Source organism: Bartonella sp. AA81SXKL (assembly GCF_042196945.1).
GTDB lineage: Bacteria > Pseudomonadota > Alphaproteobacteria > Rhizobiales > Rhizobiaceae > Bartonella.
This window is the reverse complement of record NZ_JBHIRH010000339.1, coordinates 313-616: the sequence shown is the minus strand read 5'-3', so window position 1 is coordinate 616 and position 304 is coordinate 313. Positions and strand designations below refer to the sequence as shown.

The 304-nt window shown below is 28.3% G+C and carries 1 protein-coding gene; it reads right to left on the bottom strand.

From position 1 onward, the window contains the following. Positions 1-141 (bottom strand): helix-turn-helix domain-containing protein (locus ACFINZ_RS11560; protein WP_375701592.1); only part of this gene is annotated, 141 nt, incomplete at its 3' end. Positions 142-304 lie beyond the last annotated feature (163 nt).

Below are 304 nucleotides of genomic sequence, written 5' to 3'. Positions count from 1 at the left end.
TATTTTCTTTATTATCCTAGGCTGTGGAAATCTCTTCTTATTTATGTAACGCGCTATTGATGTCTGTGTAACACCTATAGAAGCTGCAAATTCAGCGTAAGTAATATTATTCTTCAATAAATATGATTTTAGCTTAAACATTCACAAATCATACCATACTAGTATTTTTAATGCAAGAAATTTTTACCACATTGGTATTTGAAAGATATTTTTTTTTAAATAGGATAAGAATCATGAATAACTTGAAATTTTTCAGAGAAAAAATGGGCTTAAGCTCTAAAAAGTTAGCTGAATTAGCAGGCAC